The sequence below is a fragment of the Kordiimonas marina genome (assembly GCF_023006325.1).
Taxonomy (GTDB): domain Bacteria; phylum Pseudomonadota; class Alphaproteobacteria; order Sphingomonadales; family Kordiimonadaceae; genus Kordiimonas; species Kordiimonas marina.
In genome coordinates, this window is sequence record NZ_JAINDF010000004.1 from 86,900 (window position 1) to 112,146 (window position 25,247).

28 protein-coding genes are annotated in these 25,247 nt (G+C 60.5%); 3 read left to right on the forward strand and 25 right to left on the reverse strand.

The window, feature by feature from the left end; genetic code table 11:
- Positions 1–924, reverse strand: coding sequence for a methylenetetrahydrofolate reductase [NAD(P)H] (gene metF, locus K6118_RS09805; protein WP_247120172.1), 924 nt, complete (start codon positions 922–924; stop codon positions 1–3).
- Positions 925–928: 4 nt separating this feature from the next.
- Positions 929–1,879 (reverse strand): ArsR/SmtB family transcription factor, encoded by a 951-nt coding sequence (locus tag K6118_RS09810; RefSeq protein WP_247120173.1) that lies wholly within the window; start codon positions 1,877–1,879, stop codon positions 929–931.
- A 254-nt stretch (positions 1,880–2,133) separates the two neighbouring features.
- Between K6118_RS09810 and K6118_RS09815 the strand changes: the two genes are divergently transcribed.
- Positions 2,134–2,901 (forward strand): MlaA family lipoprotein, encoded by a 768-nt coding sequence (locus K6118_RS09815; protein ID WP_247120174.1) that lies wholly within the window; start codon positions 2,134–2,136, stop codon positions 2,899–2,901.
- Between the two features lie 125 nt (positions 2,902–3,026).
- Here the strand turns inward: K6118_RS09815 and ettA are convergent, their stop codons facing one another.
- The gene (gene ettA, locus K6118_RS09820; protein ID WP_247120175.1) at positions 3,027–4,697 is read right to left on the reverse strand and encodes an energy-dependent translational throttle protein EttA; all 1,671 of its coding nucleotides are present in this window, start codon (positions 4,695–4,697) and stop codon (positions 3,027–3,029) included.
- A gap of 544 nt (positions 4,698–5,241) precedes the next feature.
- Between ettA and K6118_RS09825 the strand changes: the two genes are divergently transcribed.
- Positions 5,242–5,529, forward strand: a complete 288-nt coding sequence (locus K6118_RS09825; protein WP_247120176.1) for a GIY-YIG nuclease family protein — start codon at positions 5,242–5,244, stop codon at positions 5,527–5,529.
- 72 nt (positions 5,530–5,601) lie between these two features.
- On the opposite strand, the gene K6118_RS09830 is transcribed toward K6118_RS09825, so the two are convergent.
- From K6118_RS09830 to K6118_RS09930, 21 genes are all read right to left on the reverse strand, one after another.
- Positions 5,602–6,036, reverse strand: coding sequence for a hypothetical protein (locus K6118_RS09830; RefSeq protein ID WP_247120177.1), 435 nt, complete (start codon positions 6,034–6,036; stop codon positions 5,602–5,604).
- A gap of 9 nt (positions 6,037–6,045) precedes the next feature.
- Positions 6,046–6,465 (reverse strand): GFA family protein, encoded by a 420-nt coding sequence (locus K6118_RS09835; protein WP_247120178.1) that lies wholly within the window; start codon positions 6,463–6,465, stop codon positions 6,046–6,048.
- A gap of 33 nt (positions 6,466–6,498) precedes the next feature.
- Positions 6,499–7,164 (reverse strand): glutathione S-transferase family protein, encoded by a 666-nt coding sequence (locus K6118_RS09840; RefSeq protein ID WP_247120179.1) that lies wholly within the window; start codon positions 7,162–7,164, stop codon positions 6,499–6,501.
- Positions 7,165–7,196: 32 nt separating this feature from the next.
- Positions 7,197–7,841 carry a LysE/ArgO family amino acid transporter gene (locus K6118_RS09845; protein ID WP_247120180.1) on the reverse strand — a complete coding sequence of 215 codons (645 nt, stop codon included), beginning with the start codon at positions 7,839–7,841 and terminating at the stop codon, positions 7,197–7,199.
- A gap of 395 nt (positions 7,842–8,236) precedes the next feature.
- On the reverse strand, positions 8,237–9,250 hold the full coding sequence (locus K6118_RS09850) for an alpha/beta fold hydrolase (RefSeq protein ID WP_247120181.1): 1,014 nt from the start codon (positions 9,248–9,250) through the stop codon (positions 8,237–8,239).
- Positions 9,251–9,321: 71 nt separating this feature from the next.
- Positions 9,322–11,223, reverse strand: a complete 1,902-nt coding sequence (locus tag K6118_RS09855; RefSeq protein WP_247120182.1) for an NAD(P)-binding protein — start codon at positions 11,221–11,223, stop codon at positions 9,322–9,324.
- 70 nt (positions 11,224–11,293) lie between these two features.
- A complete protein-coding gene (locus tag K6118_RS09860) occupies positions 11,294–11,773 on the reverse strand; it encodes a glutathione peroxidase (protein ID WP_247120183.1) in 480 nt (159 codons plus the stop codon).
- Positions 11,774–11,817: 44 nt separating this feature from the next.
- Complete coding sequence (locus tag K6118_RS09865; RefSeq protein ID WP_247120184.1) at positions 11,818–12,204, reverse strand: DUF6768 family protein; 387 nt, start codon at positions 12,202–12,204, stop codon at positions 11,818–11,820.
- Complete coding sequence (locus K6118_RS09870) at positions 12,201–12,779, reverse strand: RNA polymerase sigma factor (RefSeq protein WP_247120185.1); 579 nt, start codon at positions 12,777–12,779, stop codon at positions 12,201–12,203. The genes K6118_RS09865 and K6118_RS09870 overlap by 4 nt, the downstream gene beginning before the upstream one ends.
- Positions 12,780–12,861: 82 nt before the next feature.
- Positions 12,862–13,677: a PhzF family phenazine biosynthesis protein gene (locus tag K6118_RS09875; protein ID WP_247120186.1), complete on the reverse strand. Its 816-nt coding sequence runs from the start codon at positions 13,675–13,677 to the stop codon at positions 12,862–12,864.
- 46 nt (positions 13,678–13,723) lie between these two features.
- Entirely contained in the window at positions 13,724–14,080 is a 357-nt protein-coding gene (locus tag K6118_RS09880; protein ID WP_247120187.1) for an ArsC family reductase, read from the reverse strand.
- Positions 14,077–15,000, reverse strand: a complete 924-nt coding sequence (locus K6118_RS09885; RefSeq protein ID WP_247120188.1) for a cation diffusion facilitator family transporter — start codon at positions 14,998–15,000, stop codon at positions 14,077–14,079. Before K6118_RS09885 ends, K6118_RS09880 begins: the two co-directional genes overlap by 4 nt.
- Positions 15,001–15,120: 120 nt before the next feature.
- Positions 15,121–15,624 carry a F0F1 ATP synthase subunit B family protein gene (locus K6118_RS09890; RefSeq protein WP_247120189.1) on the reverse strand — a complete coding sequence of 168 codons (504 nt, stop codon included), beginning with the start codon at positions 15,622–15,624 and terminating at the stop codon, positions 15,121–15,123.
- A gap of 1 nt (position 15,625) precedes the next feature.
- Positions 15,626–16,171: a F0F1 ATP synthase subunit B family protein gene (locus K6118_RS09895; RefSeq protein WP_247120190.1), complete on the reverse strand. Its 546-nt coding sequence runs from the start codon at positions 16,169–16,171 to the stop codon at positions 15,626–15,628.
- Between the two features lie 138 nt (positions 16,172–16,309).
- Positions 16,310–16,534 (reverse strand): F0F1 ATP synthase subunit C, encoded by a 225-nt coding sequence (locus K6118_RS09900; protein WP_247120191.1) that lies wholly within the window; start codon positions 16,532–16,534, stop codon positions 16,310–16,312.
- Positions 16,535–16,603: 69 nt separating this feature from the next.
- Positions 16,604–17,374 carry a F0F1 ATP synthase subunit A gene (locus K6118_RS09905; protein WP_281500739.1) on the reverse strand — a complete coding sequence of 257 codons (771 nt, stop codon included), beginning with the start codon at positions 17,372–17,374 and terminating at the stop codon, positions 16,604–16,606.
- 56 nt (positions 17,375–17,430) lie between these two features.
- Entirely contained in the window at positions 17,431–17,736 is a 306-nt protein-coding gene (locus K6118_RS17530) for an AtpZ/AtpI family protein (protein WP_247120193.1), read from the reverse strand.
- 172 nt (positions 17,737–17,908) lie between these two features.
- Positions 17,909–21,367: a chromosome segregation protein SMC gene (smc, locus tag K6118_RS09915; RefSeq protein ID WP_247120194.1), complete on the reverse strand. Its 3,459-nt coding sequence runs from the start codon at positions 21,365–21,367 to the stop codon at positions 17,909–17,911.
- A 74-nt stretch (positions 21,368–21,441) separates the two neighbouring features.
- Entirely contained in the window at positions 21,442–22,128 is a 687-nt protein-coding gene (locus K6118_RS09920; protein ID WP_247120195.1) for a DsbA family protein, read from the reverse strand.
- A 93-nt stretch (positions 22,129–22,221) separates the two neighbouring features.
- The gene (locus K6118_RS09925; protein ID WP_247120196.1) at positions 22,222–22,857 is read right to left on the reverse strand and encodes a thioredoxin domain-containing protein; all 636 of its coding nucleotides are present in this window, start codon (positions 22,855–22,857) and stop codon (positions 22,222–22,224) included.
- Positions 22,858–22,900: 43 nt separating this feature from the next.
- A complete protein-coding gene (locus tag K6118_RS09930; RefSeq protein WP_247120197.1) occupies positions 22,901–23,344 on the reverse strand; it encodes a DUF721 domain-containing protein in 444 nt (147 codons plus the stop codon).
- A gap of 161 nt (positions 23,345–23,505) precedes the next feature.
- Here K6118_RS09930 and mutY point away from each other — a divergent pair, with 161 nt between their 5' ends.
- Positions 23,506–24,552 carry an A/G-specific adenine glycosylase gene (gene mutY / locus K6118_RS09935; RefSeq protein WP_247120198.1) on the forward strand — a complete coding sequence of 349 codons (1,047 nt, stop codon included), beginning with the start codon at positions 23,506–23,508 and terminating at the stop codon, positions 24,550–24,552.
- Between the two features lie 8 nt (positions 24,553–24,560).
- On the opposite strand, the gene K6118_RS09940 is transcribed toward mutY, so the two are convergent.
- Complete coding sequence (locus K6118_RS09940; RefSeq protein ID WP_247120199.1) at positions 24,561–25,112, reverse strand: protein tyrosine phosphatase family protein; 552 nt, start codon at positions 25,110–25,112, stop codon at positions 24,561–24,563.
- Between the last annotated feature and the right edge of the window lie 135 nt (positions 25,113–25,247).

The window sequence follows — 25,247 nt, forward strand, 5'->3', positions numbered from 1 at the left end:
TTAGGCCTCCTGTTTTGCCGGCGCACGGTAGCCGAGCATGCGGCAGATCGCATAAGTGAGTTCCGCCCGGTTGAGGGTGTAAAAATGGAAGTCGCGCACACCACCGGCATAAAGCTGGCGGCACATTTCGCTGGCGACCGAGGCGGCGACCAGCATGCGCGTCTGGGGATGATCGTCAAGCCCCTCGAACAGGTCACCCATCCATTTCGGCACACTAGCACCACAGGCAGCGGCAAAGCTTTTGAGCGTCCCATAATTGGTCACCGGCAGAATGCCCGGCACGATCGGCACTTCGATGCCGTATGAATGGCAGTGATCTAAGAAGCGGAAATAGGTATCCGGTTCGAAAAAGAACTGGGTGATGGCGCGGGTCGCCCCCGCGTCGATCTTGCGCTTGAGGTTATCCAGGTCGGCCGCCAGCGTCCCGCTTTCCGGGTGCCGTTCGGGGTAGGCCGCAACGGAAATATCGAAGTCAGCGATATCCCGGATTCCAGCTACCAGCTCGGCCGCATTGGCGTACCCGCCCGGATGGGGCCTATAGCCGCCAGCCCCTTCAGGAGCATCACCGCGAAGCGCCACCAGATGACGGACGCCAGCGTCATAATAGTCCCGAACCACCTCATTCACCTCATCCTTGGAGGCCCCCACACAGGTGAGGTGCGCGGCAGGTTTGAGCGGCGTTTCATCGAGGATGCGCTTGACGGTTTTATGAGTGCGTTCGCGTGTTGTGCCCCCCGCACCGTAGGTCACGGACACGAAGCTCGGATTCAACGCCTCCAGCGTCTTGATCGAGGACCACAGGGTTTCCTCCATCTTCGGCGTCTTCGGCGGGAAGAATTCGAAGGAGAAAGTGACATCCTCAACCGGCTCCGCATAAACCGAGCCGCCATTCCGGCGTCCAATCGTGTCAGCCAAACGCACCATAAGTCTACTCCTTACCTGAAGGCGCTGCGGCGGCCTTTTCGAACCGCCAGATCGTTACCCTGAGCTTGCCGCCGTCCAGATGCCGGATTGTGGCATCCCCAAGTCCTGCGGCACGGCCCCATTGAGCTATTTCCTCGTCCGCGAAGCCGAGACGACGGTGCGCCTGCTCCTCGCGCAGATATTCTTCCCCGTGCGGGGCAAAGTCGGCGATCAACAACTGGCCGCCGGGGCTGAGCACCCGCGCGGCTTCCCGGATCGCTGCGGCGGGCTCGTCGGCAAAGTGCAGCACCTGATGAAACAGGATCAGGTCCTCACTGCCGTCCGCAAGCCCCAGGTTATACATATCGCCCTGCCTGACCTGGCAGTTCGTCAGCTCGCGGCGGGCAAGGTTGCCCCGCGCCACCGACAGCATTTCGCGGGAGACATCGATCCCCAGCGCCTGGTCGGCGAGCGGTGCGAACACTTCGAGCATCCGCCCCGTGCCGGTCCCGACATCAAGCAGGCGGTGGACCGGCCTTTTGCCCTGCAAGTCCTGAAGCGCTGCTTCCACCTGCGCCTCAGCAACATAAAGCGAGCGGATACGGTCCCACTCGGCGGCATTCTCTCGGAAGAAACTGTCGGCCTTTTTGACCCGCTCCGCACGGATATCGGCGAGCACGGTCAGGTCAGCCTGAAAGTCAGCATCATCTTCGGGGATCATGGGTAAAAGGGCAGCGTGGACAGCTGCGCCCTGCCCGCCCTCAGCGAGGCGGTAAAAAACGGTGGTGCCTTCCTGAAAGCGGTCCAAAAGCCCGGCGTCACCCATCAGCTTCAGGTGACGGGACACACGCGGCTGGCTCTGGTCCAGTATCCGGACCAGATCGCTGACGGTAAGCTCCCCCTTCGCGAGAAGCGCCAATATGCGCAACCGCGTGGTTTCACTTGCCGCTCTGAGGGCTGCCAGAAGCTCTTCCATGAATCCCTTCTCTCATCAGGAAATCATGAATATAAAGATTTCTTTATGTTTGTAAAGTGAGGAAATGTGAGCGGCCAAACATGGTTTTCTTACCACGGATCGGAAAAACCTGAACACAATATCGCCGATTTTTGCATGTGTTCTCTTGAACAAGAGCGCAGCAACCGCCAAATAGTCCGGGAATTTTGCCAAACATAATTTAGAAACCAATATAATATCGGCATCTGCAGGATAGCCGGACCACAGAGGATAGAATGACCGAAGCCCCTTCCCTCAAGGCAATTTTGAGCGCCGCTCTGATGCTCCTGACCAGCGCCTGTGCCTCCACGGCCCACAATGGCACGGATGTCAGCGACCCGCTGGAGCCGATGAACAGGGCGACATTCGCCTTCAACAGGGCCATCGACCGCGCGGTGATCGACCCGGTCGTTCATGCCTATACCAAGACGGTTCCGAAGGCGCCAAGGCAGGGCATCAGCAATGTGATGCGCAACCTGCGCGAACCCTGGGTGTTCGTAAACGACATCCTCCAGTTCAAATTCAAGAAGGCAGGACAGACACTTGGCCGGTTCGTGCTCAACAGCAGTTTCGGCTTGGCCGGGCTTCTGAAAGTGTCCGACGATGTCGGCATTCCGTATCAAAGCGAGGACCTCGGGCAAACGCTTGCCACCTGGGGTGTGGGCGACGGTCCGTACCTTGTCCTGCCATTCCTCGGCCCCTCCAACCTTCGGGACACCACGGGCCTCGTCGGCTATTTCCTTTACGACCCGACAGGCAATGCACTTGAAGACGAAGGCGGCAAGGCCTTGAGCTATACCCGTACAGGCATTGACTTTTTCGATGCCCGCGTCCGCTACGACAGCGCGCTTGACGGGCTTTACAAGGAAGATGACCCCTATGTGGTCGCGCGGTCCGTTTACCAGCAGAACCGCCGCTTCGAAATCCATGACGGCAACCCGCCCGCGCGTGAGCAGGATCTGTTCGACGACCTCGAGGACGCGGAAGGCGAAACGCCAAACTGACGCCGCCCGGCGGCTGTTGCAGCTGCAACAGCTGGCGCAATTTCCAAGACTTTTCCTGTTGCACGCGCAACAAAAAGGGGCCCCGAGAGGCCCCTTTCGCATTTCCGGTATAGTCCGCGCCGCGTTTAGCGGGTGAAACGGCGATATTTGAGCCGGTGCGGCTGGGTCGCTTCCGCACCCAAACGGCGTTTCTTGTCTTCTTCGTAAGCTTCGAAGTTGCCTTCGAACCATTCCACATGGCTGTCGCCTTCGAAGGCGAGAATGTGGGTGGCGATCCGGTCGAGGAAGAAACGGTCGTGGCTGATGACCACGGCGCACCCGGCGAAGTTTTCGAGCGCTTCTTCGAGCGCGGCCAGCGTTTCGGTGTCGAGGTCGTTGGTCGGCTCGTCAAGCAGGAGGACGTTGCCACCCTCCTTCAGCATCTTGGCGAGGTGCACGCGGTTACGTTCACCTCCCGAGAGAAGCCCGACCTTCTTCTGCTGGTCCGCGCCCTTGAAGTTGAAGGCACCGACATAAGCCCGGGTGTTGATCTCGGTCTTGCCGAAATAGAAGACATCATGCCCGCCGGAGATTTCCTGCCAGACGTTATTGTCCGGGTTCATGGCGTCGCGGCTCTGGTCGACATAGCCGAGCTCAACCGTATCGCCGACGATGATCTCGCCTCCGTCCGGCTTTTCCTGGCCGGTGATCAGTTTGAACAGGGTGGTCTTACCGGCGCCGTTCGGGCCGATGACACCGACAATGCCCCCCGGCGGCAGGCTGAAGGTCAGCCCGTCGAACAGCAGCTTGTCGCCAAAACCCTTCGTCAGGTTATGGGCCTCGATGACCTTGCTGCCCAGGCGTTTCGGCGGCTGGATCTTGATCTGCGCCGGGCCGGCAACACGTTCCTGCTGCTGTTCCAGAAGCTCATCATAGGCCTTGATACGGGCCTTGGATTTCGCCTGGCGCGCTTTCGGCGATTGGCGGATCCACTCCAGTTCCGACTGCATGGCCTTCTGGCGCGACTTGTCGGCGCGTTCTTCCTGCGCCATGCGCTTGGTTTTCATCTCAAGCCAGGCGGAATAGTTGCCTTCGAACGGAATGCCCTGGCCGCGGTCAAGTTCCAGCACCCAGCCGACGACGTTATCGAGGAAGTAACGGTCGTGGGTGACGAGGATCACGCAGCCTTTATAGTCCTGCAGGAAGCGTTCGAGCCACGCGACGGTTTCGGCGTCCAGGTGGTTGGTCGGTTCGTCAAGCAGCAGGATTTCCGGCTTCTCAAGCAGCAGTTTGCAGAGTGCTACCCGGCGTTTCTCACCGCCCGAAAGCTTCTCGACCGGCCAGTCGTTCGGGGGGCAGCAGAGCGCGTCCATCGCGACTTCAGCCTGGGACTGCAGGTCCCACGCGTCGGCGGCGTCGATCTTTTCCTGAAGCTCGCCCATCTTGCCGAGAAGGTCCATGTCATCCGGGTCTTCGGCATAAGCCATGGCGACCGAATTATATTCGTCGACCAGCGCCTGCGTGGCGGCAAGGCCTTCCATGACGTTGCCGAGCACGTCCTTCTCCGGGTTCAGCTGCGGCTCCTGCGGCAGGTAGCCAACGCGGATACCGTCCGCGGCCCAGGCTTCCCCGGTGAATTCCTTGTCATAGCCGGCCATGATTTTCATCAGCGTCGACTTACCGGCACCGTTGTGACCGATGACGGCGATCTTGGCGTCCGGCATGAAGTTCAATGAGATATTATTCAGAACCTGCTTGCCGCCCGGATAGGTTTTGGACAGCTTGTGCATCTGAAAGACATACTGATAGGAAGCCATGGTGACTTGGGTCCTTAAAGATAGGGAAAAATATTTGGCCCTCTGTTAGCGCGAATCTGCTTTCGGGACAAGCAGAGTCAGGCCCTCAGGCTATATTCGGGCACCCCTCTATCTCTTCCGTCATTCGCCGGCTGCGCGGTTGGCGAGCTGAAAAGCCGAAGGAGCCCCTAACGGCCGTCACCCTGAACTTGGTTCAGGGTCCATATGGATGCTGTTTGCGAAGCTGGCATGGCCTAACAAGTTCAGCATGACGGAGAGGCCTTGATGGTGTTCCTGGACCCGCCGGTCAAGCCGTCGGGTGACGAGGAGGGGTAAGGTCGACGCAGGGAGAGGAACACGCGGCGCTGGACGCTTACCTCTATATTCGGGCGGCTCTCTTCCATTTTCGTCATTCGCCAGTCAAGCCGTGAGGTGACGACCGGAGAGGTATGCGGCACGGTCAGGACAAATTATCTTGGTTCCACTGCGCTCTATTTAAGAGGACTCTTTCTTATTCGTCATTCGCCGGCTTGACCGGCGAACCCAGGAACACCACCATTGGGCCATGCAATATTACACCTACATCATGGCAAGCGGCCCGAAGGGGACACTCTATATCGGCATGACGGGCAACCTGCCGCGCCGGGTGTGGGAACATAAGAACCATGTGATTGAAGGTTTTACGGACCGGTATGACGTCACCCGCCTCGTCTGGTTCGAAGAACACGCTACCGCAGAGGCAGCCATCCAGCGCGAGAAACGCCTGAAACGCTATAAGCGGGACTGGAAGATCGACTTGATCGAAGCCGAAAACCCCAACTGGGAGGACTTATACCAGCGGATATGCCGTTAAGAGCGCCCCTTCAAGGGCCGGTGTTCCTGGGCCCGCCGGTCAAGCCGTCGGGTGACGAAGGTGGGGGAGGCTCTATTTGCTCTCCATGCGTAGACTGCTGGCAAATTCATAAACCCAGCCAACGCCCCAAAAGACCATGGCGGTCAAAATACCGGGAACAGCACCAATCAGTGCGAGCATTGCTGCTAATCCCGCATAGTTTCCCAGCATTTCCGCTTCTTGCAAACGAGCCCATAAAGCAGCTCCCGGAACTATCGGCATGACGATTAGAATTGGCGTCAGCATGCCTCCCAGCGCCCCAAGCACCAGACAGCGCCCAAAGCTCCAGTGCCCGCGCTCAACGGACATGATAACAAGGGGCAAAATACCCCCAAGATAAACTCCAAGCGGAATGCCATAAACTTGCCAAACTGGAAATTGTTTTAAGGCAGGTGAGGCCAGAAAAGCCATACCCAAAATCGTGACGGAGCCCTGCAGAGCATACCTTAGGGTATGACGCCAATTCATAGGCTGTCCTCAATGCCCATCATCCGAGGGGAAGGTCTCGTGGCGCTCGAGCCCATCGTCCATGTGGGCCCAGGGCATTTCGGTGCGGGTGAAGACGTGGCTTTCGGGCTTCAGGCTTTCGGCCTGGTCGAGGAAGCCCGCGTGCAGGTGCACTTCGCCCGGCCAGGCTTCGCCCATGAAGCTGACGGTGCCGCCACAGGTGGGGCAGAAGCGGCGCATGACGCCGGGGCTGGATTTATAAAGCTGCAGTTCGCCTATGAAGCGTACGGCGTTCTTATCGAACCCGACGTAGGTTGCGAAGGCGGCGCCCGTGGTCTTGCGGCAGCTGGGGCAATGGCAGTGCGCGACCCACAGGGGTTCCGCCACCGCTTCCATTTTCACACCGCCACACAGGCAGCGCCCGGTATAGAGAATGCCGTCCTCGGTCATGCCGTCTCAGCCTCCTTCCAAAGCCTGTTCATCTTACTTTGCCGCCGCCCTGAGCGACAGGACAAAATCGAGCGATTTCTGCATCCGGCCAAAGCAGCGTTCCACCAGCGGGGTGTCCTTATGGGCATTCCACCAGGCCTCAAGCTTGGGCCGGCCTTCGAACGGTTTCAGCTCGAAATGGGCCAGGAAGCTGGTCAGGTGGAACATGAAGGGAATGAGCGCCGCATCGGCCATGGTGAAGCTGTCGCCCACCGCATACGGCCCGCCCGAGAGGTGGAATTCGATATGGTCGAGCGCGTCCGGGATGCCGGTTTCAAGCGCGAGCGCGAGCGCGGCATCATCATAGGTGCCCCGGGTTACGGTCCGGGCCAGCGGCATGGTATGCTGGCCGAGATAAAGGTCCACCAGGCGGCCGAACACCCGCACCCGGGCGGTGGCCAGCGGGTCTTCCGGCATCAGGGTCTCGCCCTCGAACACGGCATTCAAATATTCAGCGATCACCTGGCCTTCGGGCAGGATGGAGCCGTCATCCAGGATGAGATAGGGGATTTTTCCGGTCGGGTTTTCGGCCTTCAGCTCGGGCGACCCGAAAACCCCTGGCATCCGGCCGTGCTCAACCCGGTCCAGGGCATTTTTCACATCCAGAACAATGACGACCCGTTCGTAATAGGGTGACAGACTCATGCCACGCAGCTGCATGGGGCTCCTCCGCTGATCATTATTTTAAAACGTTATAGTTGAAGTTGATGCTTTATGAGGAGAGTTGCAACCCCCAACATGATGAGCGCGATCACACTGTCGAGAATGCGCCATGTCATGGGCTTTCGGAACAAGGGCGCCGCCTTCTTGGCGCCGAAGCCGAGACCATAGAACCAGACGCCCGAGGCCAGAATCGCCCCGACGCAGAAGCTGATCCGCGCCATGTCACCCGCGTATTTTGTGCTGACCCCGCCGATCAGCACCATGGTATCGACATAGACCCACGGATTGAGCCAGGTGAAGGCCAGCGTATGCAGAACTGCGGTCCTGACCCCCTGCCCGGCTGCATCCCCCGCCGCGTCCCGCATGCGGGCATCGGTCATGACATCGGGGTGCAGGGCCGAGCGCACATTCTTGAGGGCGAACCACAGAAGAAACAGCACGCCGCCCCAGCCGAGCCAGACGGATAAGCCAGTGTGGGAGGCAATAAGGCGTCCAACCCCCATCACACCGAGGATGATGAGGATAATATCGGACAGGAAGCAGACGGTGCTGACAGCCCCGACATGGCGGTGCCTGAGCCCCTGACGGAGCAGATAGGCATTCTGCGGCCCCACCGCGACGATCAGCCCCAGTGACACCATGAATCCTTCGGTAAAAGCGGCAATATTACCCATGCTGTTCCTCAAATGGCGGCTTTACCGAGGCTTAGCACGGCTGGGCGGCCTTTCACTAGATGCCGTCATGCTGAACTTGCTAGGCCATGCCAGCTGCGCAAACAGCATCCATACAGCCTCTGCCTCCGTAAAAACGCACGATCCACCACTCAATGGACCCTGAAACAAGTTCAGGGTGACAGCTGGAAGGGCGGATAACTCCCCTCTCTCTCGTCACCCGACGGCTTGACCGGCGGGCCCAGGAACACCGGCCCTTGCCACCCTCCCCGTCATGCTGAACTTGGTTCAGCATCCACACAGTCAATGATGACGTGAGAACGCATGGTCGCCATCCAATGGACCCTGAAACTAGTTCAGGGTGACAGAGAGGGGCGGAAAGGAGCGGAAGACGGTGCTCAGCACGGGAAATATTTGTGCAGCCAATCCAGAAGCGCGGCGTTGACGTCGGCGGCGCGTTCCTGCTGGCTCCAGTGGCCGCAGCCTTTGAGGTCGATGCGCTCATAGGGCCCACACAGATTTTCCATACCGTCAGCCAGCGACGGCGGGCAGGCACGGTCCAGCTCCGCCGTGATCATCAGGCACGGCCGGGCGACGAACGGCAGCTTGCCGTCCGCATCGGCGAAACGCTGCATGTCCTGCCAGTTGTGGGTCATGTTGCGGTACCAGTGCAGCGGGCCGGTGAAGCCGTTTTTCCTGTAGGCGTCGGCATAAATCTGAAGCTCTTCGTCCGGCAGCAGCGGCACGCCGCCCCAGCCTTCCTCGCCCTGCTCCAACTGGCCGATAAGGTCGAGGTTCTTTTCAGAAAAGCCGGTATCGGGCTTGGGCGCTTCACCTGCACGCGCCTTGCACTTGCCGGGCTTCCTAAGGAAATAGCGGAAGGTGCGCATGAGGTCCTTCTCAAGCACCGGTTCGCACGCGCCCTCCGTCTGGAAGCGGACGATATACATCTTGTCACCGAAATGGCGGCGGAACAGCGCGATCGGGTCTTCGCGGTAGAGCGGCATCAGGGGCACGTTGAGCCCGGCATAGCCCGCGACCCGGTCGCCCATATAGAAAGGCATGGCCCACAGGGTCAGCGCGCCCCAGTCATGGCCGACGAACACGGCGTCCCTCAGGCCGTAATGGTCCAGAAGCGCTTCGGCGTCGGCGCACAGTTTGGCGACGGTGTAATTCTTCCGGCCCTTGGGCGCGTCGGACGCGCCATAGCCGCGGGCGTCATAGGTGAAGACGGGGTAGCCCGCATCACCGAGCGCCTTCAGTTGCGCGCGCCAGCTGTAGGCGATTTCAGGAAAGCCATGCAGGAAGAAAACGGCGGGCTTGTCGGTGTCGGACGGGTCCGGCCCGGCACGGTACACCGCCAGTTGGATGCCGTTCACTTCAACCATTTCAGGCGCGGGCATATCTGCCATGGGGTCCCCCGTTCATTGAAAGCACGTATAAGGCTAGATAGGCCAAGCGGGCGCGGCGGCAAGGCGAGCCGTCACCCCCACAGGTCGGTGACGGCGCGGGCGGCGGCGTCGATTGCGCCGTTGACGAAGGCGGCGGCCGAGGAATCCGAGTTGGCGATGGCGATATTGCCAACCTTTTGCCGCCCCACCACGTGCGGGCCGTGGTTCCGGTCATAACCGGGTGGGTCAAACAGCTCATTATATTCGTAGGCATAGCCGTGCGGCCAGCGGTTGACCGTGATGGCGGCGACATGCTTTTCGGCGTCGAAGCCGTGGCGCCCGAACGCGCCCGAAAGCTGGGCCAGCACGCCCTTTTCGTAATCGTCGAAGCTCATCTCATACATGATGTGGCGCCCGGCGTTATATTGCTCCCGCATCGTGTGGCCCGGATAGGTGGGGATATGCGCCATATGCATCAGGATCGGGTCCTCCGGCGCACGCGAGAAGAGATAGCCGCCCATGCTGACCGGGAAGTCGAGCATTGCGGAGGCGCACAGGGCCTTGGGCGAATAAAGCCGGGCGACACCGGCGTCCGCGAACGGCTTCCAGTTCCTGAGCGCGATGTTGATATAGGCGAGCGGCGCCTTTTCGGCATAGTGCAGCGCGTCCTTCTGGGCCGCGGGCATATCCGGCATGATGAAGGGCAGCATATGGTTCCAGGACGCCATGACAGCATGGCGCGCCACCACCCGCTCGGCCTTGCCGCCGCGCACATAGGTGACCTCGACCCCGTCCTTGGTGTTGTGGGCATCGACCGCGGTGCTCATGAGCCGCACGCGCACCGGGTTTTCCCGCCGGTCCAGCCGGTCATAATGCGCGCGGGCGCCGACCACGCTGTCCATGTCCTTGGCATCCGGCAGGGCATCCGGGATCAACTTCGCAAGTGCCAATCGCGCGACCGAAGCGTTGCCGTCCGGGAAATGGAAGATATAGGGCTCATCCTCCGCATAGGGCTCCGGCATCCGGGCCGGGTCGAGCCCGAGGCCCACGGTCAGCGGATGGCCGAGGCGCACGGCCTCCAGCCCCGACAGGGCATCCCAGCCCACACCCCAATAGCTGGTGACCTCATTGCGGAAAAGCCCACACACCTTGGCGGAGAGGCCCGCACGTTCCTGCAGGCAGGCCTCGAACGAGCGCGCCTTCAGCCAACTGACCTTCGCACTCGCCTCCATGCCGGTGAGCCAGTCCGGCCTGCCGATCAGCACATGATGGAGAGCCTTTTTCTCGGCGTCCGAGACCGGGAGACCGGCGATAAGCGCTTCGACCCGGGCTTTTTCCGCCGGCTTGTCCCAGCGCCATATCGAGCCGCTGAGCCCCTGGGCGGGATCGGCGAACAGCATATCCTTGCCGTAATGCTCGGCGTCGAGATAGAGGCCCTGGCCGAGCCCCTCGCGCGTGTAGAAGGATTGGTCGAAATAGCGGTAGAATTTCTCGGTATCGATGCCGAGGCGCCTGATGAAGGCCTTGGACACCTTGCTATACTGCCCCGGCGCTTCCAGCGACTGGCTGCCGCCGTAGCCGATCAGCGACTGGCCGTTCACGTTAAATTCGTTGCGTTTGGCGTGGCCGCCGAAATCGTCATGATTGTCGAGGATCAGGATATTCGCGCGACTGCCCAGCTTGTCCTGCGCCATCACGGCGGTCGCGAGCCCGCTGATGCCGCCGCCGACGATGATCAGGTCATAGGGCCTGTCGGTCACGTCCTTTGGGCGGTCGTAGCGTTTGCCCTGCCACGCCACCGCATGGGCGACTTCGAAGCTGCCCTTATGGTCGCCGCGCATCCCCGTGCGTTCGGGCGGATAAGTCCACAAGGGGCCACCGGGCAGCGCGAGCCCCTTGGCCATCGCCTCATAGGGCGTGAGGCCGAACATCGCGCCCGTGAGCGCCATGCCGGACAGGAAATCCCGTCTGTTGATGCCTTTGAGTTTACTCATCGTCCGCGCCCCCCGCATTGTCCCGCCATGATAACGGGGTCACGCGCGCGGGGCTATACGGAAAATCGCCTCAGAGCAGCGCTTCGATATGCTTGCGGATCGCTTCGGGCTTGTCGGTCGGCGAGAAACGCTTGACCACGTTGCCGTCGCGGTCGACCAGGAATTTGGTGAAGTTCCATTTGATTTTCTCGGTGCCGAGAACGCCGGGCTTGACCGCCTTCAGGTGCTTGTAAAGCGGTGCCGCGCCCTCGCCGTTCACGTCGATCTTGGCGAACATCGGGAAGCTGACACCGTAATTGAGCTGGCAGAATTCGCCGATCTCGTCATTCGAGCCCGGGTCCTGGCTGCCGAACTGGTTGCAGGGGAAGCCGAGGATCGTGAGGCCCTTGTCCTTGAGGTCCTCATACATTTTTTCCAGCCCCTCGAACTGCGGGGTGAAGCCGCATTTGGACGCCGTGTTGACGATGAGGAGCACCTGGCCCTTATAGTCGCTGAGCGGCTGCTCCTTGCCGTTCAGTCGAGTGCAGGTGAAATCATAGACATCGGTCATGGCGTCCTCCGTTATGCGCGCGGGCCCCGTCAAATCGGAGCCCTTCAGTCCGGCTTTCCCCTTAAGCTAGACGCCAGTTCGGCAATGGCAAGCTCAATCCGCTTGATTTCCCGTCTTGTCGAGGCCCGGTGGACCTCCAGCCACAGCCACAGCTCCAACAGCATCAGCGTGATCCCGCTGAGCGCCATCCAGATGCCCCACCACACCCGGTCATCCACCGACCCGGCCACGGCGAAGCGGTACACCAGCCAGCCCCACACCGGCATCAGCACGATTTCCATGCCGATCACCAGCTTCATCCAGCCGCCCATACTGCCGCGGTAGCCAGCCCTGATCATGCTGGACAAGCCACCATCATCCTTGAGCATCTTGTCGATCTCGGCGCTGTCGCGTTCGAGCTCCTCCTTGATGCGGTCGTCGATCGAGGTCATTCCTCTTCTCCTTCTAGCTGCTGTCGTAACCGGGCCCGGGCCCTGTTCAGCCGTGATTTGACGGTGCCCGCGGGCACGTCGAGGACATCGGCGATCTCCGTCACCATCATGTCCTCCAGATAAAACAGATAAATCGCCTGGCGCTCGAAGTCCGGCAGCGTATCGACCAGCCGGACGATCTGGTCGCGCGTCGCCAGGGTCTCCCGGCTTGCATCCATCACCTCGCCCGCGGCCTCCAGCGGCAGATGCGGGACCCCGCGGCGGCGCATATGGTCATAGGTGCGCCATCGCACCGCCTTGAACACCCGCGCGCGGAACATGGCGGGGTTGTCCAGCTCATCTATGGTGCGCTCGGTCAGGATCCAGGCATCCTGCACCGCATCGAGCGCCAGCTGCCGGTCACCGCTCAGGCGGTAGGCAAATCTCAGGAGCGACGGCTGGTACGCGCGGTAAAGTATCTCGAACGCACGCGTCTCCCCCGCCTGCACCCTGAGGACAAGCAGTTCCTCGGCCTTCCTGCCGGAAACCCGACCTGAAGTCCTGGACCTATCACTGGGGGAGCCCCTACCAGACACGTACCCTGCCACCCTGCCTTATCTGTCTTCCATATAAACGCACAGGCACGGGGAAAGGTTCGCGGGGAGAGCACAAAAAGTATCAGGAAATGAACAGCGCCCCGCGCATGACCTCAACCGCCTTGCCGGTGATCAACAGCCTGTCGCCCTTCATCTCCAGCCACAAGTCGCCGTGACGGGCGGAAATCTGTTCAGCGAACATCTTATCCTTGCCCAGCCGCGCGGCCCAGTAAGGCGCCATCACACAGTGGGCGGAGCCTGTAACCGGGTCTTCCGGGATACCGTGGTTGGGAAAGAAGCAGCGGGAGACAAAATCCGTATCGCCCTCACCCGGCGCCGAGGCAACAAAGCCGTAGGGCGCGAAGGCCGTCAGTGCCTGCAGATCAGGTTCAAGCCCCTTAATCACGTCGGCATTCCCGTAAATGAGCAGCAGGTCCCGGTCCCCCAGGTCGCTTTTGAGCACGGCGCTCGGCTCCGCCCCCATCGCCGCGCCCAGCCCTTCCGGGATATCGATCGGTTTCGGCGGCATCAGCGGGAAATTCATCCGGAGCTTGTCCCCGTCCCTGACCACGATCAAGCGGCCGGAGCGGGTATCGAAATGCACGGCAGGCGCGTCCGGGTGCAGGTGGCTCAGCACCACATGAGCGGATGCCAAGGTCGCATGACCGCAAATATCCACTTCGGTCGTGGGCGTGAACCAGCGCAGGGCATAGACGGGCGCATCACCCTCCTGGCCCTTTTCGACGATATAGGCGGTTTCAGAAAGGTTGTTTTCCCGCGCGATCATCTGGGATGTCGCATCGTCGAGGAAAGCCTCAAGCGGGCAAATCGCCGCGGAGTTACCGCCGAAGGCCCGGTCGGTAAAGGCATCAACCTGATAGATTTCAATCTGCGGCATCGTCTTCCCCCACGTTTCCGCTGTTGTTCCGTCAGTCGCTGGCCAGTTAAATACCCACCCAGTCGGTGAGCGCATCATGGTCCTTCGCGGCAAAGCCCAGGCGGTACTCGCCATCCTTTTCCCACACAGGCCGTTTGATCAACGCTTCATGGGCCAGCATCAGGGCGGCGGCCTTGGCTTCGGTCATGTCGGCACGGTCTTCTTCCGGCAGCTTGCGCCAGGTGGTGCCGCGCGTATTGAGAAGCGCTTCCCAGCCAAGGGCGGCAATGAACCGGTCCATCATCGCCTCATTCAGGCCATCGACCCGGAAATCATGGAAATGATAGGGCATGTCGGCACCTTCAAGCCAGGCGCGGGCCTTCTTCACCGTGTCGCAATTCTTGATGCCATAAAGTACAATCATATTTCTTCCTTGAGCGGCGGCAGTTCCTCGAGCGTGCGGTCCACCGCAAGCTCATCCGGCGGGTCGATATGGATCAGGATTTCCGAATCCGGAAAAGCTTCCCCGACCGTCGCTTCCACTTCGTCGGCAACCAGATGCGCGGCTTTGACCGTCATCTCCGCCGGGACCTCGATATGCATCTGGATGAACTTGTCGCGGCCCGATGACCGGGTCTTCAGTTCATGCAGGCCCAAGACGTCCGGGTTGCCCATGACGATATTGAAAATCTTTTCCCGGTCTTTCAGGGAGAATTCCCTGTCCATCAGCATATCGATGGCGGGGCGGACGATATCATACGCGCTTTTGAGGATATAAAGCCCGATCAGCACGCCGAACACACCGTCAGCCGCCAGGATTCCATACTCGGACATCATGGCTGCCGCGATGACCGACAGGTTGAGGAGCATATCGCCCTGATAATGCAGGTGGTCCCCCCTCACCGCCAGGGACTTGGTGTGCCGGATCACATAAGCCTGGAACAGGACAAGGCCGAGCGACAGCACGATCCCCGCCACCGAAACCGCCATCACCAGCGACGAATGCGCCACGGGCAGCGGCGTCCAGATATGGTGGAAGGATTCCAGGATCAGGAACACGGCCGACCCGCTCATCACCGAAGCCTGGAAAAGCCCGGCAAGCGCTTCAGCCTTGCCGTGGCCGAACCGGTGGTCTTCATCGGGTGGGGTCAACGCGGTTTTGACCGCGAACATGGTCACGAGCGACGCGGCGAGGTCGAGCGCGGAATCCGTAAGCGAACCCAGAAGCGCCACCGAGCCGGACATCCACCAGACGGCCGCCTTGGCGACGACGAGGCTCGATGCCACACCGACCGACGCCCGTGTGGCCCAGCGCATAAGCTGACCGGCTGTTTCCTTATGCATGTTCATTTCCCTTAAGGTCGCCCTATGGCTAGCCAAAGGCCGCGCCTTATACAAGCAAAAACGCCCCGTCGAAGCGGGGCGTCATAGCTACTCAAAACAAAGGGTACTCAGTACAGAAACTTAGTGCAGCTTGCCGTCCAGATCATCGATAGCGTCGGTGATCAGCGTACCGCCGGCCTTGCCCTTGAGGCTATCGGCCATAACCTGGCTGGCTGCCGCAACAGCGACGTTGACCGCAGCGGCTTTAACTTCCTTGACCGCAGCGGCTTCCGCCTGATGGATCTTCTCTTGCGCGGCACGGGTGCGGCGCTCGATCAGCACGGCGATATCGGCTTTCGCCTCTTCCGTCATGATCCGGGCGTCTTCCTGGGCATGAGCGAGCAGCTCAGCCGCTTCTTTCTCGGTCTCGCGCTGTTTGCGCTGATAATCGAGAAGCAGGCCTTCAGCTTCGTCACGCAGGGTCTTGGCTTCTTCGATCTGGGCTTTGATCGCAGCCGAACGCTCATCGAGCATGGCACCGAGCTGCTTGTGGCCCTTCATCCGGAGAACAAGGGCTACAAAGCCGAAGAAACCAAGGGCTACCCAGAATTCCGGGTTTACATAGAATGCTTCATGCGCTTCCATTTTAAGCCCCCTTCGTGGCGCTGAGCGCCGACTTTACGGCTTTGGCGACAGCCGCATCTTCACCTTCGATACCGGCAAGCTTCTTGAGCATGTCCTGAGCGGCCTCCGTGGCAACCGCATCGATGCTGGCGAAAGCTTTATCACGGGCCTTGGCGATTTCAGCCTCGGCTTCGTCGGCCTTTTTGCTGAGGTCAGCATCAAGGTCGGCCAGCGCCTTGGCGATATCGGCCTGGATGGTTTCCTTCGCAGCCAGGATCAGGTCTTTCGACTTGGAGCGGGCTTCGGCGATCGCAGCTTCATAAGCCGCTTTCACTTCTTCCGCGTCCCTTTTGAGCCGTTCCGCAGTATCCAGATCATTGGCGATACGCTCTTCGCGCTCTTCCAGAACCTTGGTCACTTTCGGCAGAACCAAACGTGACACAATGAGGAACAGCACAGCAAAGCTGATAACCAGCCAGATGATCTGCCCTTCATAGGTCGCCGTATTGAGCTGCGGCAGGCCGCCCTCATGTTGGCTTTCAGCGACTTCTGTATGAGCTTCTGACATCACTTGCCTCTGTGGCTAGGTGTTCAATATTGGCCTTTTTGGCCATCCCTTGTGGATCATACCACAAGTGGCCCGGTGTAGGTCTGGCGCGGCCATAAGACCGCGCCGAGACACCGATCCGGTTCTAAATCGCTGTTCTTAGGTGAACAGGATCAGGAAGGCGATAACCAGCGCGAACAGGCCGGTTGCTTCAGTCAGGGCGAAGCCGATCAGCAGGTTCGTGAACTGCTTCGGAGCAGCCGACGGGTTGCGAAGAGCGCCGGAGAGGTAGCTACCGAAGATGTTGCCGAGGCCGATACCGATACCGGCGAGAGCGAGGGTGGCAATACCAGCACCGATCATTTTTGCAGCTGCGAGTTCCATGATGTAGTCCTTTTCTATAACTGGATCAGTATGTTGATTGTATGGTTAGGGGCGTCGCGACCAGACCTATCAATGCCCAGGATGCATGGCATCATTCAGATAGATGCAGGTCAAAATCGTGAATACATAAGCCTGGAGGCACGCTACCAGGAGCTCAAGGCCGGTCAGGATAACAGTCACACCGAACGGCAGTACCGCACCCGCTGCACCGGCAACACCGGCGCCCAGGGCCAGGGTCACGATGAAGCCCGCGAAGACTTTCAGCATGATGTGGCCAGCCAGCATGTTGGCGAACAGACGCACAGACAGGCTGAAGGGACGGATACAGTAGGAAATGATCTCGATGACTGTGATCAGCGGCAGCAGCCACAGGGGCACGCCGGCCGGCGCGAACAGGCGCAGATAGCCAGCGCCATTCTTAAAGAAACCGATGAGGGTGACGCCCGTGAAGATAAACAGGGCCATCGCGAAGTTGACAATGATATGGCTCGTTACCGTGAAGCTGTAGGGAAGCAAGCCTGCCAGGTTACAGCCAAGCACAAACACAAACAGCGTGAACACGAACGGGAAATATTTCTTGCCTTCGCGGCCGACGTTGTCGCGGACCATGCCTGCGACAAATTCATACATGATCTCAACAGCCGACTGCCAGCGGCCCGGCACAGCCGAAGCCTTGCGCATTCCGCCGATCATGAAGAAGGTCGTCAGCGTGATCACGATGACCATCCACAGCGAGCTGTTGGTGAAAGACGCATCAAAACCGGCAATATGCCAGTCGAAAATGGGCTTGATCTTGAACTGCTCAATAGGACTGTGGGCCACGGCTACCGTCTCATTCATTTAGGCACGTCGCTAAAAGCGGCATGCTGTCAAACCTTACCATGTTTCAGCGACGCTCAGTCGTCGCTCTGGTCCTGCATTCTCTTAGCCTCGCGAATAACATTGCGTAGACCCGCAGCAAAACCTAAAAATAGAAACACGAACAAAAACACGGGCGGTGTAGCGAGCCATTTGTCTAAGGTCAAGCCAATTAGCACGCCGATACCAACTCCGGCCACTAATTCAATCCCCAGTTTGAAAGCTGCACTCATCGCCGATGAATTTGCCGATACCCTTTCGGGTTCCGGCTCTGCTTTCTTCCGAGCCTGGCTCAACCGTTCCTCAAGGGCCGCAAGCTTAGGGTCTTTATCAATATCACCCACAGCATTTCCCCCTTCGGGACAAGGTTCAGCGCCTTTACCGCCAGCACACTCCCGAACAATTAGAAGTGCTGCCAAAAGGCGCCTGCAACATAGTGATTGCCCCCTCAGGTGTCAAGCCTTGCGGACAAAAGATTAAGCTATTGTTTTTAATGGTAAAATAAGAAGAAAAACCCTAGCCCGCGTCGCGCAGTTCCTCGGCACGCTCCAAGTCCACCGAAACGAGGGTGGAGATTCCGCGTTCCGCCATGGTCACACCGAACAATCTGTTCATGCGCGACATGGTCACGGCATTGTGGGTCACGATCAGGAAACGGGTGTCCGTACGGTCGATCATTTCCTCAAGCAGGTTGCAGAAACGCTCGACGTTGGCGTCATCAAGCGGCGCGTCCACCTCGTCGAGCACGCAGATGGGCGCCGGGTTGGTGATGAAGACCGCGAAGATGAGCGACAGCGCCGTCAGCGCCTGCTCGCCCCCGGACAAGAGCGACAGCGCCTGCATCTTCTTGCCCGGCGGGCTCGCGAAGATTTCCAGCCCGGCATTGAGCGGATCGTCGGATTCGGTCAGCTCCAGATGCGCGGTGCCGCCACCGAACAGGGTTTTGAACAGGTCCCCGAAATGCTGGTTGACCACATCGAACGCCGACAGCAGGCGTTCGCGCCCCTCCTTGTTGAGGCCGGCGATCGCCTGCCTGAGCCGGGCGATGGCGGTCTCCAGGTCCGCGCGCTCACCGGTCAGGTGGTTGAGCTGCTCCTCGATCTCGGTCAGTTCCTCATCGGCGCGCAGGTTCACGGCGCCCAGGCGCTCCCGCTCCCGCTTCAATCTTTCGAGCTGAACCTCAAGCACCGAGGTGTCCGGCAGCTTGTCGGCGCTTTCGATGCCGACCTTTTCCATCAGCTGGGTGGGCGCGCATTCGAAGCGCTCCCCGATCTGGAGCGCGATGTCCTTGCGGCGTGTCAGCGCATTCTCGACCGAGGCTTCGGCCCGGATCTGGCGTTCGCGCGCTTCGGCCTGGACCTCCTGGATGGCCCGGAAGGCCTGGTCTTTTTCAGCGAGCGCCGCTTCGGCGGTGCGCAAAGCTTCGCTGGAAGCTGTCCTGGCCGCGTCCGCCACGGACAGCTGGTCCAGAAGCGCCTGAAGGCGTTTTTCATGCTCCTCCGGGCTGGCTTCTGCCGCGGCGAGCTGTTTCTTGGTGTCGTCTTCCCGCTCATCAAGCGCCTTGAGCTGCTTATCCGCCCCAGTAACCCGGACGGTCCAGGCGCCTGATTCGGTCGCGATCGCCGTCAGCCGGTCGGTGCGGGCCTGGGCTTCGCGGCGCAGGCTGTCATAAGCCGCGCGGGCATGGCTCAGCTCACCCCTCAGCCGCTCAACCTCGGCCCGGCGGGTCTTGAGGTCCTCTTCAAGCGCGGTGGTTTCCGGCAGCTCGGCGATCTTGGCGTCGATGGCATCCAGCCGTTCCTGACTTTCGCCCTCTTCCATCTTCAGCCGGGTCAGCGTTTCCTTGAGCATGTTGGCCCGGGTCGCCCGGCGGCTGGCTTCCTGTTCGGCCGCGACAAGCGCACGGCGGGCATCCCCAAGGGCCCGTTCGGCTTCCTGCCGGAGCTGGCGGACCGCCTGCTCGGCCTCGCGCATTTTCTGGTGCGCGTCGTGGGCTGTGCGCGCAACCTCAGCCGCGGCGTCGGACGCTTCAACCGCCTTGGCGTGCTGCTTCTTAAGCGCCGCCAGCCGGTTCTTCTGTTCGAGCCTGACGGCAGCCGCCCCCGGCGCCCCGGCTTTTTCGACATAACCGTCCCACGCCCAGAAGCCGCCATCACGGGACACCAGCCGCTGGCCGGGCTTGAGCATTTTCTGGAGCGCCGCGCCATCAGCGCCCTCGCCCACAAGGCCGACATAGCCGAACCGGCGCGCCAGCACGCCCGGCGCCTCAACATAGCCTTCAAGGCTTTCGACACCGTCCGGCCAGGAAGCGGGCTCAAGCGCCGGAAGGTCGGCCCAGTAGCGGGCGGCGCCATCGCCTGTTCCGGCTTCGGCTTCCCCGCCGAGCGCAGCACCGACCGCACGCTCATATCCCGGCTTAGCCTTGAGCCGGTCTGCAACCGGGCTTTCGGCCTTGCCGGTATCGGCTTCAAGAAGTTTCGCGAGGCTCGCCACCTCACCCGCCAAGGTTTTGGCCGCGCCCTCCTGCTCAGACCGGACAGCATCGGCATCATTGCGGCGGGTGCGCGCGTCCTGGGTGGCGGCTTCGGCTTCCTGCAAGGCTTCAGTGGCCTTGGCGAGCCGGTCTTCCCCGTCGGCGACCTCCTTCTCGGCCGCCTTCAAAGCGGCAATGACCGCGTCTTCCGCCGCCATGGCATCGATATCGCCCTGGATGCGGACCTGTTCGGCCCCCAATTGTTCGACCCGGCGGGCAATCGCCAGCTTGTCGCTTTCAAGGCTGGAGCGGCGCGCCCGGGCCTGGGCGGCCTGTTCGCTCATCTTGTCATAGTCGGCCTCAGCCCCGCCTGCCGCTTTCTGGCTGCCATCAAGCGCTTCGCGGGCGGCGGTCTCGGCATCCTTTTCGGCGTCACGCGCGGCTTCCAGGCGCTTTTTCTCGCCGTTCAGGCGGTCGAGCGCGGCGCGAGCGTCGGCGGAGATTTCCTGTTCGCGCGCGCGGTCACTGGCGATCTGTTCCAGCGTTGCCCGGAGGGTCGCTGCCGCCGCCTTGCGGCGTTCGGCCTCGGCATCCAGGTTTTCCCGTTCGATGGTCAGGCGCTGGAGCCGGGCAGCGGCTTCGGCGTCCGCTTCCCTGAGCGGCGGCAGCTTGGCCGCCAGTTCGGCCTGTGCCGCGGAAAGCTCCGTGACCTTGCCGGTCACTTCGCCCGCCTGCACCTCGGCCTCGCGGAGCTTGCTTTCAAGCTGGATGACTTCCTCGGCCGACATTTTCCATTTGAGATACATCAGGCTGGCTTCGGCCTGGCGGATATCGCCCGAAATACTGCGGTAGCGCACAGCCTGCTTGGCCTGACGCTTGAGGCTAGATATCTGCGCCTCCATCGCCTGGATGACATCCTGCACGCGCACCAGGTTGCCCTCAGCGCCCTTGAGGCGGCTTTCAGCTTCCTTCCGGCGCGTGTGCAGGCCGGAAATCCCCGCGGCTTCCTCAAGGATCGCGCGCCGGTCCTCCGGCTTGGCGTTGATGAGGTTGCCGATGCGGCCTTGGCTGACGAGCGCGGGCGAATGCGCGCCGGTGGCCGCGTCCGCAAACAGGAGCTGCACATCCTTCTGGCGCACGTCCTTGCCGTTGATCCGGTAGGCCGAGCCTGAATCCCGCTCGATCCGGCGGGTAACCTCGATGAAATCTTCTTCGTTATAATCGGCAGGGGCCACACGCATGTGGTTGTCAATTACCAGCGTCACTTCGGCGAGGTTGCGGGGCGAACGCCGGTCGGTGCCCCCGAAGATCACGTCTTCCATACCGGCACCACGCAGGGACTTGGCGCGGTTTTCACCCATCACCCACCTAAGCGCTTCGAGAAGGTTGGATTTGCCACAGCCATTCGGGCCGACGACCCCCGTCAGACCGCGCTCGATATGAAGCTCGGTCGGGTCGGCAAAGGATTTAAACCCTGACAGCCTGAGACGCGAAAACCGCATGGCCGCCCTACTCCCCCTCTGTTACAGACAGAAAGCGGTCCGCCCCCCGGCAAACCGCTTTCCCGGAATTGACGCTACTTGGCGTCGGCAATTGCTTTCTTGATCGCGTCCATACCGTGGCCTTCGATCCTGATACCATTCACAAACAGCGTCGGCGTGCCTTTAACCTGATACTGTTTCTGCGCAATGGTGCTCATCTTGGTCAGATGCTCATGCATTTTGGTGTTCTCGAGACACCGGTCGAACTCGGTGCGGCTGATGCCGACCCGGCGCGCGATGGCGGCCAGTTCGTCCTCAGGCGTTTTCGACCCTTCCCACTGAGCCTGGCGCTCATACAGGATCTGCATCAGCTTCTTTGTGGTATCCATGTCGCCGCAGCGCGCGACAGTCGAGGCCGCCAGGTCAAGCCGGTTCAGAAGGAAGTTCCGGAAGATGAACTTCACCTTGCCGGTGTCGATAAATTCTTTCTTCAGCTCCGGAAATTCATCCCGATAAAACTGCGCGCAGTGCGGGCAGGTGATGGAGGCATATTCGATGATCTCGACCGGCGCGTTCGCATCGCCATAGACCACATCACCCCAGGTGCCACTTTTGGCAACATCAGCCGGAACCTCGATCTGGGTTTTGGCTGCGGGCGGGAAACCGTCCGTCTTCGCAGCACCGTCACCGGACTTGCCGTTACCGCAAGCCGCAAGCATGAGAACACCGGCCATCATGCCAAGCGCGCGCATCCCAAAACCGAATTTCTTGTGTGCAGTCATATCCTCACCTACCAGATATTGTGTTTACATCGCAAACTCGCCATGAGCGAGTCATTTTTACATGCCCGAGGGCTGAGCCGGATACCTGACAGCCTATTGGCCGCTATCGAGGTGTTTCTTCACCCCGGCCAGATCATGCTCCTTGATCTCCTTACCGTTGAGAATCAGCATCGGCACGCCGCGGATCTTGTATTTCTTGGCGCCTTCGGTGCGCATATCCAGCAGATATTTGCCCAGGTCGTCGCTGGTCAGGCACTTGGCGAAATCCTGCTTGCTGACGCCCGACTTGGCGGCAATGGCGGCAATCGCCTCATACTGGTTCTCAGCCATGATCCAGTCTTTCTGGGTTTTATAGAAAGTGGCGATCATGGTCTTGGTCTTTTCCGGATCCGACGTGCAGCGCGACGCTTCCGCCGCGGCAAGGTCGAACCGGTCGAGGATGAAATTGCGGAAGATATATTTCACCTTGCCGGTGTCGATATAGTCTTTCTTGATCGTGGGGAAAACGTCGTTGGCGAAATGGCCGCAATGCGGGCAGGTCAGGGAGCCATACTCGATAAGCACAAGCGGTGCGTCTTTCTTGCCGTACACAATATCGCCGCGCAGGCCTACGGTTGCGGCTGGCGCCGCCTTATCTGCCGCCTTATCTGCCGCATGGGCCGCGCTGAAGCCAAACATCGGCACTACGGCCATACATAGAGCGGCCGCAAGCCGCTTCAGGTGGGTCATACCCGTTCTCCCCAATCTACAAGATGCGCAACGGCGTTACGCATCAGTCCTTCTTGTTTCTGCCAAGGACATATTCGCCAAGACTTTTAACCGCTTGCCGGAGCGGGCTCAACTCTCCCGTGCCGGTTAACGCCTCCAGCTTGCCTTTATCGGCAGGCTTGAGCGGTGTCTTTTCAAGCTGCTGATAGACGGTTTTGTGCGGCAGAGGCCCCTGAACCACGGTCATCTTGGCTACCGCGCCATAACCGAAAAAACTGTTGGTCTTTTCAATGATGTGCGGTGCCTTGTGGGTCAGAAGCGGCGCGAAGGCCGACTCTGTCCTGACCACGAGGGTCGCGCCCATGCGTTCGCCACGCGGAAAAACCAGCTTCACCGGCACCGTGCTCATCGCCAGCTCCTGCCCGACGATATCCGCCCAGCGTGTCACCACCTCGGCCTGAACGAAGCCACGCTTGCGCATGGTGCCCGCAAGCAAACGTCCAGCCACCTCGGAAGCCGGGGCAACTTTAAAACGGCGATCTGATTTGCGCGCTGGTCCAGCCATAAGGCTTGCTCTATTTGTCGCTTGGATTATGGTCAGTGCTATCAAACGCCCTCCGCGGGCACAAGGACAAACGCCCTAACCTTTCAAGCCCTCAAGTTATAGTGATGACAGACCGCGCAACAGAGCTCCTCGACTGGTACGACAGCAACCGGCGCCGCCTGCCCTGGCGCGCCGAGCCCGGCCGTGCGTCTGACCCCTATGCCGTGTGGCTTTCCGAGGTGATGCTGCAGCAAACCACTGTTGCCACGGTGAAGGATTATTTCGCCCGCTTCATGGCGCTGTGGCCAACGGTGGATGCCCTTGCCGCCGCCCCGCTTGACGATGTCCTCAAGGAATGGGCGGGGCTTGGCTATTACGCCCGGGCCCGGAACCTGCACAAATGCGCGAACGCCGTAGTCACGGATCATGGCGGCCGCTTCCCGGACAATGAAGCTGGCCTGCGTGCCCTGCCCGGTGTCGGCGACTATACCGCCGCCGCCATCGCCGCCATCGCCTTCGGTGAAGCCGCCGCCGTGGTCGACGGAAATGTCGAGCGGGTGATCAGCCGCCTGAACCGTCTGGAAGAAGAACTGCCGGGCGCGAAGAAAAGTATAAAAGCCCTGACCGCCGCGATCACGCCGACCAAGCGCCCAGGCGATTTCGCCCAGGCGATGATGGACCTGGGGGCGACGGTCTGCACACCGAAGAAGCCCAAATGCCTCCTGTGCCCATGGGTCAAGGCCTGTGCGGCCCGCGCCGCCGGCGATGCCGAGCGTTTCCCGATGAAGGCGCCGAAGAAGGAAAAGCCGACCCGGCGCACCGTCGCCTTCTGGCTCATTCATGACGGACATGTGCTTCTGGAACGGCGCGCGCCCAAGGGGCTTCTCGGTGGCATGCCGGGGCTTTTTTCCACCCCCTGGACCGAACGCGCCGATTTCCCGGCCAAGCCGGAATGGCTCGACCATAAGCCCAGTGACGATTACTGGAAGCCGGTCGACGGCACGGCCAAGCATACCTTCACCCATTTCCACCTGGAAACACGGTTGGTGGCCGCGAAAGCCAGCCAGCGCTACAATATTGAGAATGGCTTCTGGCACCCCTTGGAGGCGCTTCAGGACGTCGGCCTGCCCACCGTCTTCAAGAAGATGGCCAGCCTTGCGGCGAAGGGCTGAACGGATACTTATTCGTCCTTGATCCCCAGGATCGCTTTCACATCCGGCTCCAGTATGCTGACACCACCCTTGCGCCCAAGCGCCAAGGCCTCATCCGGTTTTGCGCCATCCACATAGAAGGCCCTCAGGGCCAGCATCGCACCGGCACGGCCGCCGCTGCTGCAATGGAGGAGCACCGGGCCTTTTGCCGCCTTCAGAGCCTCATCGACCAGGCGGGCATTCGCTTCCGTCAGCCCGTCCGGCACCTTGACCGGGATGGAGACATAATGAAGGCCGAGCGAGGCGACATAATCGCCTTCGGGGAAGTTATATTTTTCATCATCCGCCTTGTTGACCGTGGGGATGACTTCGTTCGGCATCATAAGGTTGATGACGGTGGTATAGCCTTCCGCCTTCAGCTTCATCAGGTCTTCTTTGGTGGGTTTGCCGCCGGTCATCACGCCCGACAAGGGTTCATGCCGGTTCTTCATGTCAAAACCGGTTTCAGCCCCGCCCGCATAAGCGGCACCGATAGGCAGCCAGATCAGAAGAAAAACAAAGGTCAGGGTCCGGACTATCATGATAGCTCCCTCCTCCTCATGCCGTGCCGGTCACGACACCAGACTGCAAAATACACCTTTTGGTGCAATTTCACCATAACAGCTTGGGAAGGAAGCGTGACGGCCCCGGCCGGGACCGCCCAGCTTTTCAAACCG